The 13,205-nt window shown below is 63.8% G+C and carries 14 protein-coding genes and 1 pseudogene; 7 read left to right on the top strand and 8 right to left on the bottom strand.

The window, feature by feature from the left end:
* Window positions 1-83 precede the first annotated feature (83 nt).
* Window positions 84-504, top strand: a pseudogene (locus AC0L4C_RS03475) (Hsp20 family protein).
* A gap of 11 nt (window positions 505-515) precedes the next feature.
* Window positions 516-794: a DUF1150 family protein gene (locus tag AC0L4C_RS03470; RefSeq protein WP_473402135.1), complete on the top strand. Its 279-nt coding sequence runs from the start codon at window positions 516-518 to the stop codon at window positions 792-794.
* 73 nt (window positions 795-867) lie between these two features.
* On the opposite strand, the gene ptsN is transcribed toward AC0L4C_RS03470, so the two are convergent.
* The 7 genes from ptsN to AC0L4C_RS03435 form a co-directional block, all read right to left on the bottom strand.
* The gene (gene ptsN / locus AC0L4C_RS03465; RefSeq protein WP_473402134.1) at window positions 868-1,335 is read right to left on the bottom strand and encodes a PTS IIA-like nitrogen regulatory protein PtsN; all 468 of its coding nucleotides are present in this window, start codon (window positions 1,333-1,335) and stop codon (window positions 868-870) included.
* A 47-nt stretch (window positions 1,336-1,382) separates the two neighbouring features.
* On the bottom strand, window positions 1,383-1,955 hold the full coding sequence (hpf, locus tag AC0L4C_RS03460; protein ID WP_473402133.1) for a ribosome hibernation-promoting factor, HPF/YfiA family: 573 nt from the start codon (window positions 1,953-1,955) through the stop codon (window positions 1,383-1,385).
* A gap of 226 nt (window positions 1,956-2,181) precedes the next feature.
* Window positions 2,182-3,708, bottom strand: a complete 1,527-nt coding sequence (gene rpoN / locus AC0L4C_RS03455) for an RNA polymerase factor sigma-54 (protein ID WP_473402132.1) — start codon at window positions 3,706-3,708, stop codon at window positions 2,182-2,184.
* A gap of 128 nt (window positions 3,709-3,836) precedes the next feature.
* On the bottom strand, window positions 3,837-4,577 hold the full coding sequence (gene lptB / locus AC0L4C_RS03450; RefSeq protein ID WP_473402131.1) for an LPS export ABC transporter ATP-binding protein: 741 nt from the start codon (window positions 4,575-4,577) through the stop codon (window positions 3,837-3,839).
* Window positions 4,574-5,032: an LptA/OstA family protein gene (locus tag AC0L4C_RS03445; protein WP_473402130.1), complete on the bottom strand. Its 459-nt coding sequence runs from the start codon at window positions 5,030-5,032 to the stop codon at window positions 4,574-4,576. The genes lptB and AC0L4C_RS03445 overlap by 4 nt, the downstream gene beginning before the upstream one ends.
* Entirely contained in the window at window positions 5,029-5,682 is a 654-nt protein-coding gene (locus tag AC0L4C_RS03440) for a hypothetical protein (protein WP_473402129.1), read from the bottom strand. The genes AC0L4C_RS03445 and AC0L4C_RS03440 overlap by 4 nt, the downstream gene beginning before the upstream one ends.
* 13 nt (window positions 5,683-5,695) lie before the next feature.
* On the bottom strand, window positions 5,696-6,310 hold the full coding sequence (locus tag AC0L4C_RS03435; RefSeq protein ID WP_473402128.1) for a ribonuclease D: 615 nt from the start codon (window positions 6,308-6,310) through the stop codon (window positions 5,696-5,698).
* Window positions 6,311-6,475: 165 nt separating this feature from the next.
* On the opposite strand from AC0L4C_RS03435, the gene AC0L4C_RS03430 reads away from it, so the two are divergent.
* A complete protein-coding gene (locus AC0L4C_RS03430) occupies window positions 6,476-8,338 on the top strand; it encodes a polysaccharide biosynthesis protein (RefSeq protein ID WP_473402127.1) in 1,863 nt (620 codons plus the stop codon).
* A gap of 28 nt (window positions 8,339-8,366) precedes the next feature.
* On the opposite strand, the gene AC0L4C_RS03425 is transcribed toward AC0L4C_RS03430, so the two are convergent.
* Window positions 8,367-8,975, bottom strand: coding sequence for a DJ-1/PfpI family protein (locus AC0L4C_RS03425; protein ID WP_473402126.1), 609 nt, complete (start codon window positions 8,973-8,975; stop codon window positions 8,367-8,369).
* Between the two features lie 132 nt (window positions 8,976-9,107).
* Between AC0L4C_RS03425 and AC0L4C_RS03420 the strand changes: the two genes are divergently transcribed.
* The 4 genes from AC0L4C_RS03420 to fixJ all read left to right on the top strand — a co-directional run bounded on the left by AC0L4C_RS03420 (window position 9,108) and on the right by fixJ (window position 13,157).
* Window positions 9,108-10,130, top strand: a complete 1,023-nt coding sequence (locus AC0L4C_RS03420) for an acetylxylan esterase (RefSeq protein ID WP_473402125.1) — start codon at window positions 9,108-9,110, stop codon at window positions 10,128-10,130.
* A gap of 14 nt (window positions 10,131-10,144) precedes the next feature.
* A complete protein-coding gene (locus AC0L4C_RS03415) occupies window positions 10,145-10,852 on the top strand; it encodes a GntR family transcriptional regulator (protein ID WP_473402124.1) in 708 nt (235 codons plus the stop codon).
* A gap of 323 nt (window positions 10,853-11,175) precedes the next feature.
* A complete protein-coding gene (locus tag AC0L4C_RS03410; protein WP_473402123.1) occupies window positions 11,176-12,537 on the top strand; it encodes a PAS domain-containing sensor histidine kinase in 1,362 nt (453 codons plus the stop codon).
* Window positions 12,534-13,157, top strand: a complete 624-nt coding sequence (gene fixJ / locus AC0L4C_RS03405; protein ID WP_473402122.1) for a response regulator FixJ — start codon at window positions 12,534-12,536, stop codon at window positions 13,155-13,157. The genes AC0L4C_RS03410 and fixJ overlap by 4 nt, the downstream gene beginning before the upstream one ends.
* Window positions 13,158-13,205: the final 48 nt, after the last annotated feature.

The raw sequence follows: 13,205 nt of genomic DNA, 5'->3' as shown, positions 1-13,205 counted from the left end.
GCATAGTCCCATATCTCGTGCAGGAAAGCGGTGCCACTGAAACTCGGGCCGCGATTCAACGTTGCTTTCGATAGGACGGTTTTATGTCACGCGTCTCGATGTTCTCGGCGCCTTTCCTTCTGGGGTTCGAAGCTCTGGAGGAAAGAGTTCGACCGGTTGGCAAAGGCCGCAGACGGTTATCCGCCCTACAATATCGAGAGGACCGTCGATGCCCAGGGCACCGAACGGTTCCTCATCTCCATCGCGGTGGCTGGGTTCCATGAAACCGAGCTCGAGATCACTGCGGAAGACAACCAGTTGCTCGTGCGCGGCCGCCAGAAGGACGAAGGCCAACGCGAGTTCCTGCACCGCGGCATCGCGGCACGTCAGTTTCAGCGCAGCTTTTTGCTCGCTGACGGCGTTGAGATCGGAGAGGCGACGCTCAGGCACGGCATGCTCACCATCGCTGTCGTGCGGCCCAAGGCCAGCAGACTGGCCCGGCGTATCGAAATCCGTTCTGCCTAGGAAAGGGGAACATGAAGATGCAAACGCGCGAACAACAACCTAACGACAATCCCCTGCGCCACCTCACGCCGGCCCAGTTCATGGCTTTGGGCGGCAACGCAGTGGTCTATGTGAAGTCGATCAAGGGCGACCAGCTTGCCGAGCTGATGAGCGAGCCCCAGTTCGACGTCGATGAGGAATTCCATCTCGTCGTTTCCGCCGACGGCTCGCCGCTCATGGTGGGCGATACCGAAGAAGCGGTCGGCGAATGGCTGAGCGACAAGAACTACGGCATCGTCGCGCTGCACTGAGCGCCGGCGTCGTGCTATGCAAAAAGCCCGGCTGATCGCCGGGCTTTTCCTGTTTTGATATCGCCCGTGAGGATCAGGCGGCCTGGGTGACGGCCACCGGCTGGGTGATGATCTCATAGATGCGTTCGGCACTTGGCGCCCGGCGGATGGCGTCCACCACCGACTCGATGCGCAGGATGCGCGCCACACGCGCCAACGCCTTGAGATGGTCCGCGCCGGCGCCGACGGGCGCCAGCAACATCATCAGCAGGTCCACCGGCTGGTCATCGACCGCATCGAAGTCGATGGGGTCCGACAGTCGTGCAAAGACGGCCGTGACGCCGGGCAGCCCGGCAAACTTGCCGTGCGGAATCGCAATGCCGTTGCCGAGACCGGTCGAGCCCAGTTCTTCGCGGGCATTGATCGCTTCGTAGATCGCCGACGCCTCCTGGCCGGTGACGCGGGCCGCCAGTTCTGCAAGTCGTTCGAGCACTTCGCGCTTGGTCGTCACACCTGTACAAACAACAACGGACCCCTCGGAGAGGATGTCAGCAAGTTCCATTAAAGCAGCCTATCTATTCGTACGTCTTGCGGTGCGCGCTGAAGGGGCTAGTTGGCCCGCAGGGCCGGATCAATCCAGCCAATATTGCCGTCGGCGCGGCGATAGACCACATTTAGCCCACCATGTCCAGCATGGCGGAACATGACCACATCCCCTTGTGTCAGGTCGAGTTCCATGACCGCTTCCCCGACGCTCATCTGGCGCAGGGTTGCGGTGGTTTCGGCGATCACCGGTGGCGAATAGTCCTCCTGCAACTCGTCATGCGCATCGGACGATCCGAGCACATAGGACTGCGCCTCGATCGAATCGTCGCCATTGGAATGCCGCCGGTGCGACTTCAGCTTGCGATTGTAGCGCCGCAGCCGCTTCTCGATATTGTCGGCCATGCTTTCATAGGCCGAGGTGGCGTCGCCACCATAGGCGCTCGACTGCAGCATCGCGCCCGAATCCAGATGCACCATGCAGATGGCTGAGTAGCCGGAACCTTCCGGCTCAAGCGTCAGATGGCCCGTATAGCCGCCATCGAAGTACTTCTTGACGACGGCGTCGAAACGCTCCTCCGCCCTGCCGCGCAGGGCGTCGCCGACGTCCATGTTCTTGCCTGAGACTCTTAAGGTCATGGGTCCCTCTTGTGTGGGTTTCACCGTGACGAGTGCACGGCTCCTTTTTGAGTTGGGCACTCGTGCTGAAAGAGTCTAGACCCCCGTCGGGGGTGCGGCAATGTGCAACTCGGGCAAAGCGGACAAATGCTGGCGTGACAGCAGGGCGCCAGCGCACTAACCTTCGCAGCGTCGTTTTCCGATCCTGCGACCGGACAATGCGGCAATTTTCCGAAAAGAGCCCGGTCTAGGACGCTTCGCTGCGGGCGGCCAGTATGGCGCGCTTCTGCCGGCGGCGGATGACCGAAGACGGAATTCCCATACCTTCCCGGTATTTGGCGACCGTCCGGCGGGCGACCTCGATGCCCTGTTCCTTGCCCAGCATGTCGGCTATCGTATCGTCCGAGAGGATGCTGGCGGGAGCCTCCGCATCGATCAGCTGCCTGATGCGGTGGCGCACAGTCTCGGCCGAGTGCTCGCCACCATCGCCGTTCGATGAGCCGAGCGCAGTGGTGAAGAAATATTTCATCTCGAACAGCCCGCGCGGCGTGGCGACATATTTGTTCGAAGTGACGCGGCTTACGGTGGATTCGTGCATGTCGATCTCGTCGGCCACCAGCTTGAGGGTCATCGGCCGCAGATGCGTGATGCCGTGCACCAGGAAGCCGTCCTGCTGCTTGACGATCTCGGCAGCCACCTTGAGGATGGTCTGGGCCCGCTGGTCGAGGCTCTTGGTGAGCCAGTTCGCGGTCTGCAGGCAGTCCGTCAGGAAGGACTTTTCGGCGCTGTCGCGGGCCTTGCTGGTGACGGCGGCATAGTAGGTGCGATTGACCAGCACGCGCGGCAGGATGTCGGCATTGAGCTCGATCTGCCAGCCGCCATCGGAGCCGACCCGCACAAAGACATCGGGCACCACGGCCTCGACCGGACCGCCCTCGAAGGCCCGGCCCGGCTTGGGGTCGAGCTGCCGCAGTTCGCCCAGCATGTCGGCCAGATCCTCGCGATCACAGCCGACCGCGCGCGCCAGCGCGGCCAGATCGTGGGCCGCGATCAGCTCGAGATTGTCCAGCAAGCGCTGCATCATCGGATCGAGCCGATCCAGTTCCCGCAACTGGATGGCGAGGCACTCGCGCACGTCGCGGGCATAGACGCCGACCGGATCACAACCCTGCAGCTTGAGCAGCACGGCTTCGACCATGCCGGACGTGGTGCCCAGCTGCTCGGCGATCGCTTCGATCTCCGTGGCCAGATAGCCGGCTTCGTTCAGGCTGTCGGTGAGGAAGCGGGCAATCAGCCGTTCCGCCGGGTCCTTGATGATCAGGTTGAACTGTTCGGCCAGGTGTTCGCTCAGACTCGGGCGGCTGGCGACATACTGGTCGATATCGGGAGCCTCGCCACCGCTCGAACCGCTGCGTTCCGACCACTGCCCGGAGAGATCCGGCGAATCCTGCGCCGACTGCTCGGGAAAGACGTTCTCGACTTCGGTGTCATAGCCGCTGGCGATGGAATCGGCCGACTGGATGCGGTCGCCATGGTCCACGGTATCTTCGTAGGCGTTGATTTCAGCCACAGCCTCGGGGCGCTCGGGGCCATCGCCTTCGGATGCGTCGCCGCCCTCCTCGCGCTCCAGCAGCGGATTGCGCAGCAGCTCGGTTTCCACAAAGACGTTCAGTTCAAGATGACTCAATTGCAGCAGTCTGATCGACTGCATCAGCTGAGGCGTCAGGGTCAGGCTTTGCGCCTGCCGAACCTCAAGCCTTGGCGACATCGCCATGCCTAATTCCCCACTCGAACTCGTCCCGCAGAGGCGACCATGCCCCATTGCGACAAAGAGGGCAAGTTTTGTGCCACGACCTCGTCAGCCGTGACGCGGGAGTTATCACATTGCCGCGTCGAGAGGTCCTAGACCGAGAACGTGTCGCCCAGATAGACCCGCCGCGCCTCGGGATCGGCCGCGATTGTTTCGGGCTTGCCCTGGATCATCACCCGGCCGCCGTGGATCAGGTAGGCTCGGTCGACCAGCGACAGCGTCTCGCGCACCGAATGATCGGTGACCAGCACGCCGATGCCGCGCGTCGTGAGCTGTTTGACCAGCGCCTTGACCTCGGCCACCGCAATCGGATCGACGCCGGCGAACGGCTCGTCGAGCAGCATGAAGATCGGATCGGCGGCCAGCGCCCGGGCGATCTCGACCCGCCGCCGTTCGCCGCCCGACAAGGCCAGGGCATTGGCGTTGGCGAGGCGCTCGATGTCGAACTCGGCCAGCAACTGCTCGAGGCGGCGCTTGCGCTCCTTGCCGTCCCGCACATGCCCCTCGAGCACAGCGAGGATGTTGTCCCGCACGTTGAGGCCCCGGAAGATCGACGGTTCCTGCGGCAGATAGCCGATGCCAAGCCGTCCGCGCTGGAACAGCGGCAGCGTCGTGATCGACCGGCCGTCGAGCAGGATCTGGCCCTTGTCGGGTTTGATCAGGCCCATGATCATGGTGAAGACAGTCGTCTTTCCGGCGCCGTTCGGGCCGAGCAGCCCCACGGCCTCGCCGCGCCGCACGGCGATCGAGACGTCGTGCACGACCTCGCGCTTGCCAAAACTCTTGGCTAGCCCGTGGGCCACCAGCCAGCCGGTCTGGTCAACGCGGGTCATTGCGTAGAAAATACGCCGGTGACCCGGCCTCCCTTGCCCTTGCCACCGTTGAACACGGTGCTGTTGTCGGCGAGGTTGACGATCAGTTCGGGACCGTTGAGCGTGCCGGTCGCGTTGACCACCACGACATTGCCCGTCATCCGCAGCACGTTGCTCTTGGGATCGAACACCGCACGGTCCCCGGTCGCATCCTGGTCCTTGGTCTTGAGCCGGACCCGCCCGCTGGCGACGAACGTCTTGACGTCTTCGGGGCCGCCGGCGCCGTAGTCGATGACGACCTTCTGTGCCCATACGGTGAGGCCCGTGCGCACGATCACCACGTCGCCGGTGAACGTCGCCTGTCCCTGCGCCTCGTCGATCACGAAGGTATCGCCGGTTACCTTGGTTTCGCTCTGCGCCAGGGCGGCGGCGGTCCCCAAGAGAACAAGGATCAGGGCAAGCAGGTGGCGGATCATGGTGTCACGTCTTCTGCGGCAACGGATGCAGGCGCCGGCACGACCAGGCTGGCGCCATTGAACACCCAGGTCTGCGTGTTGCCATTGTAGCTCATGGTCTCGGCCTCCAGCCGGGTGCCGTTGTGATAGACGATATGCGCCGGGCCATCCGAAACCATGGTCTCGGCCAAGAGATCGACATGCACACCCCTGATGATGCCGGTCGTTCCCTGCGAGTCGGAAAACTCCATCTCGTCCGGCACGAAGACGTTCTGCGACGAGAGCCGCATCTCCGCTTGCCTCGCCCTGGCCTCCATTGTCGAACCCGACGGCTTGGTCACGGTCAGTTGCGCTCTTGTCAGATGCAGCAGGTCCGTATCGCCCAGCGAGGCCCGGGCATCCTGCGAGGAGACCGAGTACATGGTGCCGTCCGCCGTCATGCTGGAATAGGACGGCGTATCGACCACCAGGTTGTCGCGGTCGATGCGGACATTGGAAATGCCGAAATCATTGAGCAGACTGCCGATCACCAGCTGCAGCACCAGCCCGGCCAGTACAACCGCGCCCAGCGCCGGCAGGCCGACCCGCAAGATCCGGACGAGCCGGTTCCGGCGTCCCAGTGCCGCGTAGATCTGGCTGCGCTCTTCTGCGTTCTGCGCGCTGGCAAGCATGGCAATTCCGGCCCTAGCTGTGGGCGAAGATGTCGGTCTCGTCCCATCCGAGCAGGTCAAGTTCGATACGCGACGGCAGGAAGCGGAAGCAGGAGTTTGCCAGCTCGGTCCGGCCTTCGCGGCGCAGCATGCGATCCAGGTGTCGCTTCAGATCGTGCAGGTAGAGCACATCGGAGGCCGCATATTCGAGCTGCGCATCGGTGATCTTTTCAGCGCCCCAGTCTGAACTCTGCTGCTGCTTGGAGAGATCGACATTGAGCAGTTCGCGGGCCAGATCCTTGAGCCCGTGGCGGTCGGTGTAGGTGCGCACCAGCTTGGAGGCGATCTTGGTGCAATAGACCGGGCCGGTCACCACACCGAAGCGGTGCTTGAGCACGGCCATGTCGAAACGGGCATAGTGAAAGATCTTGGTGATGGCCGGATCGGCCAGCAGCTTTTCCAGATTGGGCGCGCGCGTCAGATCGGCCGGAATCTGCACCACATCGGCGCTGCCGTCGCCCGGCGACAGTTGCACCACGCACAACCGGTCGCGACGCGGATCGAGCCCCATGGTCTCGGTGTCGATCGCCACCTCCCTCGTATAACGCGAGAGGTCGGGCAGGTCGCCCCGGTGCAGCCGAACGGTCATGTGTGGATCCTGGTCGTGAGTATTGCCGGCCAAATGCCGATTGCCCTAGATGCCACACGATCTTGTCGTTGGAAAGGCCGCGGCCGACAGGCTCAATCCTGCCTTGCACTTTGTCGCCCAATCGGCTCTTGAGTACACCGCAAGTAGAAAGCGAAGCAGCGGTAGATGTTCGTAGCCCTCCGGAATGTTCTCAATGGCCTGCCGCGCGGGTGGAAGCAGGCGGTTCTCATCGCCTTCGACGCGACGTCTCTGGCACTGGTACTCTGGCTCAGCTATTCCTTGCGGCTCGGTCCGGCATTTCGCAGCGAGGGCGTGCATCACCTGCTGATGGCGTCTGCGCCGATCGTCGCCATTCCGGTTTTCGTGCGTTTCGGGCTCTATCGCGCCGTCATCCGCTATCTGCCCGAACGGGCGCTGTGGACCATCCTGCAGGCCATGGTGGTGGCAACGCTGCTCTGGGTGTTCCTGCTCTATCTGGCAGAAGTCACCCGCCTCGGCGTCCTGCCGCGCACGGTGCCGATTTTCTATTTCCTGATCGGCACCATCGTCATCGGTGGCAGCCGTTTTGCCGCCAAGTATCTGCTCTGGATGCCGGGCCGCGGCAGCCCCAGGATCCCGGAAGTCGCCATCTATGGCGCCGGTCAGGCGGGCACCCAGCTGGCCAATGCGCTGCGCACCCAGGGCGGCAGTTTCGTTGCCGCCTTCCTCGATGACGACGTCAATCTGCAGGGTCGCGACGTCTCGGGCATTCGTGTCTATGCGCCAGGCTATCTCGGGCGCCTCGTCGCCGACCATGGCATCAAGGAAGTCATCATCTCGGTGCCCGGCATCGGTGCCGCCGAGCGCGCCGCGATCTATGCCCGGCTGAGCCGTTTCCCGGTCAAGATCCGCACGCTGCCGGCCATCACCGATCTGGCGACCGGCAACTATGTCGTCAGCCAGCTGCGCGAGATCGATATCGACGACCTGCTTGGCCGCTCCTCGGTCCCTGCCGATCCCGATCTGCTCCGCCAGATGATCGCCGACCGTGTGATCCTGGTGTCAGGGGCCGGCGGCTCGATCGGGTCGGAACTCTGCCGCATCATCGTGCGCTGGCAGCCGGCCAAGCTGATCCTGCTCGAGGCGAACGAGTTTGCGCTCTACGAAATCGAACGCGGCCTGCAGCCGCAGGCCTTTCCGATCGTGCCGGTGCTGGGGTCGGCCGGCGATGCCCGGCTGGTCAGGCGGGCGCTCGAAAAGCATGGCGTCCAGGTGGTCTTTCACGCCGCGGCGCACAAGCATGTCCCGCTGGTCGAGGCCAATCCGCTTGAAGGCGTGCGCAACAACGTATTGGGGACGAAGGCGATTGCCGAGGCCGCGCTGGCGGCGGGCGTGCAGAACTTCGTGCTGATCTCCACCGACAAGGCCGTCCGCCCCACCAATGTCATGGGCGCCACCAAGCGCTGGGCCGAACTGATCGTTCGTCACTGTGCCGAGGCGGCCGCACAAGCGGGGACGGGACAGCGCTTCTGCGCCGTTCGCTTTGGCAATGTGCTGGGCTCGAACGGTTCGGTGGTGCCGCTGTTCCGCGAGCAGATCGTCGCCGGTGGCCCGGTGACCCTGACCGACGAGGCGATGACGCGCTATTTCATGTCGATCCATGAAGCTGCCGAACTGATCGTCCAGGCCGGCGCCCTGTCGGAAGGCGGCGATCTGTTCCTGCTCGAGATGGGCGAACCGGTGCGGATTCGCGCGCTGGCCGAGAACATGATCCGGTTGGCCGGCCTGCGGCTGGTGACGCCCGAAACCCCCGATGGCGACATCGAGATCAAGGTGACCGGCAGCCGGCCGGGCGAAAAGCTCTATGAGGAGCTGTTCTACGATCCCAGTCAGGCCACGCGCACGCGGCAGCCGAAAATCCTGCGCTCGACGGTTGGCGAGCGGGCCGACGGCGATCTGGATGTCGCGTTGGCAGGCCTGCAGGACGCGCTCGACCGCGAGGACGAGGACGCGCTTCGGCGGCAGCTGTTCGGTTTCATCCAGAACTAGGGGCGCCCGAGGCGCCCCTGTCGGTCGGTCAGGCCGCGGCCTGCAGCGTCTCGCCGTGACGGATCTCGGTGCCGAGAACCTTGAGGCATTCCCGCATGAAGGCGGCAAGGCCGGTCCAGCCCTTGGCCGACACCATCGTGCCGTCGACATAGGCCTCGGTCGGGCCGACGTCGATATAGGTACCGCCGGCGAGGATCACCTCGGGCTCGCAGGCGCCCAGCGCCGCCACCTTCTTGCCGCGCACCACGCCATCGACGGCGACGAGGATCTGCACGCCATGGCAGATGGTGAAGATCGGCTTCTTCGCTTCGTGGAAGTGACGGACGAAGGCCTGGACCCGCTTGTCGGTGCGGATATACTCCGGACCACGCCCGCCGGCGCAATAAACGGCATCGTACTGCGCCGGATCGACCTCCGAGAAGGTCTTGTTGATATCGGCGAAATGACCGTACTTTTCGGTGTAGGTCTGGTGGCCTTCGAAATCGTGCAGCGATGTCTGTATCTTGTCGCCGGCTTTCTTGTCGGGGCAGACAACATGGACGGTATGTCCGACTGCCTCCATGCCCTGCTGGAAGACAAAGATCTCGTACTCTTCGGTAAACTCGCCTGTCAGCATCAGTATTTTCTTGCCGGCCATCATCCCCTCCTCAGTTGGCGCAGGCGTGAGACTAGTGCGACTGAGGTACGTGTGGCAAGCACTGACATGTTAGCTTGGCGGCGCGTGTAAACTGTGCAAGCTACGGCCAGTATTCTACATTACGAGACCATCATGCCCTTTATCGATCTGCCGCTTCCCGAACTCGAACGCTACCGATCCAGTGTCACCAGACCCGCCGATTTTGACGCCTTCTGGGAAGAAACGCTGGCCGATGCCGCTAGGACGCCGCTCGACCCCAGGTTTGAGCCGGTGGACGCCGGTCTGCCGCTGGTCGAGGTGTTCGATACGAGCTTTTCGGGCTATGGCGGGCACCGGGTCAAGGCGTGGTACATCAAGCCGCGCGGCGCCACGTCCGGCCTGACGGGTCTCGCGAAATTCATCGGCTACAATGGCGGCCGCGCCTTTCCGCATGAGCATCTGCTCTGGCCGGCGACGGGGCGTGCCGTGCTGGTCATGGACACGCGCGGGCAAGGCGGCGGCTGGTCGCGCGGCGAAACCCCCGATCCGGTGGGCTCCGATCCCGCCCATGCCGGCTTCATGACCAAGGGCATCGCCAGTCCGCAGACCTATTTCTACCGGCGCGTCTTCACCGACGCGGTGCGTGCCATAGCGGCGCTGCGCAGCCGGCCCGAGATCGACGCCGGCAAGGTCGCGGCGATCGGCGGCAGCCAGGGCGGCGGCATCACGCTGGCCGTGGCCGGGCTTGTGCCCGACCTGAAGGTGGCCATGCCCGACGTGCCGTTTCTCTGCGACTTTCCCCGGGCAGTGGCCATTGCCGGACGCGACCCCTATGGCGAAATCGCCCGGTTCCTTGCCGTCCATCGCGACCGCGTGGCCTCGAGCTTCGAGACGCTGCGTTATTTCGACGGGGTCAACTTCGCGGCGCAGGCCAAGGCGCCTGCGCTGTTCTCGGTAGGCCTCGTTCGACGATATCTGCCCCGCCTCCACCGTTTACGCCGCCTACAATGCCTATGCCGGCAGCAAGGCGATCGAGATCTATCAGTTCAACAACCACGAGGGCGGCGGAACATTCCAGGACCGGCGACAAATGGCGTGGCTTGCCGAGCAGGGGCTCTAGCCATGCACCGGGGTGGCAGTGCTAGAACTGTCCCGCATTTGAACAGACGGGACTGAGGAGCATGCGTCCTATGTCGATGACCCGGCAGGCTTTCGATCGTATCCGCGACGCCATTGTGTCCGGCGGTCTGGAGCTGGGCGAGCATCTGTCCGAGGCGGCCATTGCCAATGCGCTGGGCATGAGCAAGGCGCCGGTGCGGGCGGCATTCATCGAGCTGCGTGACAAGGGGCTGGTGAGCGTCGTGCCGCAATCGGGCACCTATGTGTTCTCACCATTGCCCGACGAAGTGCGCGCCATGAGCGAGTTCCGTGCCCTGCTGGAGGAACAGGCCCTGCGCGAAGCCTACCGGCTGCGGCCCGACGTGATGTTCAGGCGGCTGATCACCGCCGTGGCCGGCATGCGCAGGGCCATTCCGGCTCGCGACTGGGACGGCTATCGCAAGGCCGACAACGAATATCACATGGCTTTCCTCGAGGAGTGCGGGAACCCCTATATCCTGCACGCGCATGACCTGACGGCGAGCACGCTCGAGGCGCTGCGCGTCCGCCTGCAGGGCGGGGCCGGCAATTTCCGCGAGCGCTCGTTCCGCGAGCATCTGGAAATGCTTGAATTGCTGCAGGCCGGTGAACTGGATGAGGCCGCCGGCGTCCTGCGCGACCACATCCTCATCATCAATCAATGGATGTCGGGCCGGCGCTTCAGCGCCGACCGGGGCACGCGCAAGCTCAAGGGCGAGGACCGCGACTACACCTCGATCTTCGCGCCGCGGCCCGCCTGAGACCGGCCGGTTCTGCCGGTCAGCCCTTCCGCGTCCTGTTGGTTGACTGAGCGTAGGCGAGTGCCGCGATGGCGCACCCGAACATGATGACAGTTGCGACGACGAACAATATGCTTTCAGCTGGCATGATGGGCCTCCGGTAGGCGTGTTGACACCAGAGAAACAAGCGCTTTGCCGGGGTCGGCTCATTGACCTGGATCAAACTCGAACCTCGACCGCCAAAGGACCGGCAAGCCAGATGATGTTCAACGCGTCGCAGCGTCATACGAACCGGAGCTTGTCGTGATACGATGAGAATTGAAGTGGAAGGCGGTGACACTCGAATGCCCGGTCAGGACATGCGCCGTGCCCTGGCGCACGCCCCCGGACGGCAAGACCTGGTGGTCGCGCTGGTGGCGGTGGTTGCGCTGCTGCTGACCGCCGGCATTGCCCTCGGGCCGGCACAGGTGCTGCCCGAGGAGCAGCGCGTGGTCGCCGCAGCGCTTGCCGCCCTGACCGGTCTGGCGGCCATCTTCTGGCTGTTGCGCTCTATCCTTGTGCTCCGCGGCGATGCCGAGCAGACCAAGGAGACCCTGTATGAACGCGATGAGCACCTGAAATCGGTTCTCGACACCGTCATTGATGCCACCATCGTCATCGAATTCGACGGCACCATCCGCTCTTTCAACGCTGCCGCCGTCCGTCAGTTCGGCTATCGGGCCGACGAGATCATCGGCAGGAATGTCAGCGCGCTGATGCCCGAGCCCTATCGGCGCCAGCACGATTCCTATCTTGGCCGCTATCTGGCCACCGGCGAAAAGAAGATCATCGGCATCGACCGCGTGGTTGTGGGTCGCCGCAAGGACGGTTCGACCTTCCCGATGAAGCTGGCCGTTGGTGAAGTGCGGCGCGGCGATCTGGTCTATTTCACCGGGTTCATCCGCGATCTGACCGAGCAGGAGGAATCTGCTGCCATGCTGGGGGAGGCGCGAACCGAACTGGCGCGGCTGGCCCGACTGAACGAACTGGGCGAAATGGCGTCAACGCTGGCCCACGAACTCAACCAGCCGCTGGCAGCGATTGCCAACTACGTCCAGGGTTGCCGCCGCATGGTGGAGAAATACGACGACGAGCACGGCAAGCGCTTGCGCGGCGCCCTTGACGAGACGGCCCGTCAGGCCATTCGGGCCGGTGACATCATTCGCCACCTGCGCGAGTTCGTCACCCGTGGCGAGGCGGACAAGGCGCCCGAGGACATCAAGCATCTGGTCGAGGAGGCCGGCGCACTGGCGCTGGTCGGTTCGCGCGAACGGGGCGTCAAATCCGTCTTCGAGTTCGGCGAGGACAGCGGCCTGGTGGTGGCCAATGCCGTCCAGATCCAGCAGGTGCTCATCAACCTGATGCGCAATGCCATCGAGGCGATGCGGGACAGCCCGCGTCGCGAACTCGTCGTGCGAACCCGTCCGGTAGAGGGGGAACGCATGCTGGTGGAGGTCGAAGACAGCGGCCCGGGCATTTCCGAGGAAATTCTGGTACGATTGTTCCAGCCGTTCGTCACGACCAAGCCGGGAGGAATGGGCATCGGCCTCTCGATTTCCAAACGCATTATTGAGTTCGCATGGTGGCGAGCTGAGCATGCATCCCAACGCCGCGGGCGGCGCCACGTTCTCTTTCACCCTCCCGATACTGACCGAGGCATCCGTTGAGTACCACTGACACCGTCATTCACATCGTCGATGATGAAGAGGCGGTCCGCAACTCGCTGGCCTTCCTGTTGTCGGCGTCAGGTTTCGCGGTGCGGGTGCACGAAAGTGCCGCCGCCTTTCTGGCGATCGCGCCCTCCATCAAGAACGGCTGCCTGATCACCGATCTGCGCATGCCCGACATCGACGGCGTCGAACTGCTGCGCCGGTTGCGCGATGGCAATATCAGCCTGCCCACCATTGTGGTGACGGGGCACGGCGACGTGCAGATGGCCGTCGAGGCGATGAAGAACGGCGCCATCGACTTCATCGAAAAGCCGTTCAGCGACGATGTGCTGATCGAGTCCATCGGACGCGCTGCCAGTCATGCGGCCCGTCGCGTGGAGGCAAGCGTCGCGCTCGAGCAGACCCGGCAGCGCCTGAAGGCCCTGAGCGAGCGCGAGATGCAGGTGCTCAAGGGCGTTGTGGCCGGCCAGCCCAACAAGGCCATCGCCTTTGAGCTCGAGATCAGCCCCCGGACGGTGGAAGTCTATCGCGCCAGCCTGATGGGAAAGATGCAGGCGCAGAGCCTGCCCGACCTGGTGCGCATGGTCCTGGATGTCGACCTTGGCGAGAAAGACTGACCCCCTCGCCGTAGCCGCTTGATCTAGCGCAAATCCTCTGAATTCGGC

This window comes from Devosia sp. J20-27, from assembly GCF_055808595.1.
Note: the sequence above shows the minus strand (reverse complement) of the source record. Positions and strands in the feature narration are given on the sequence as shown.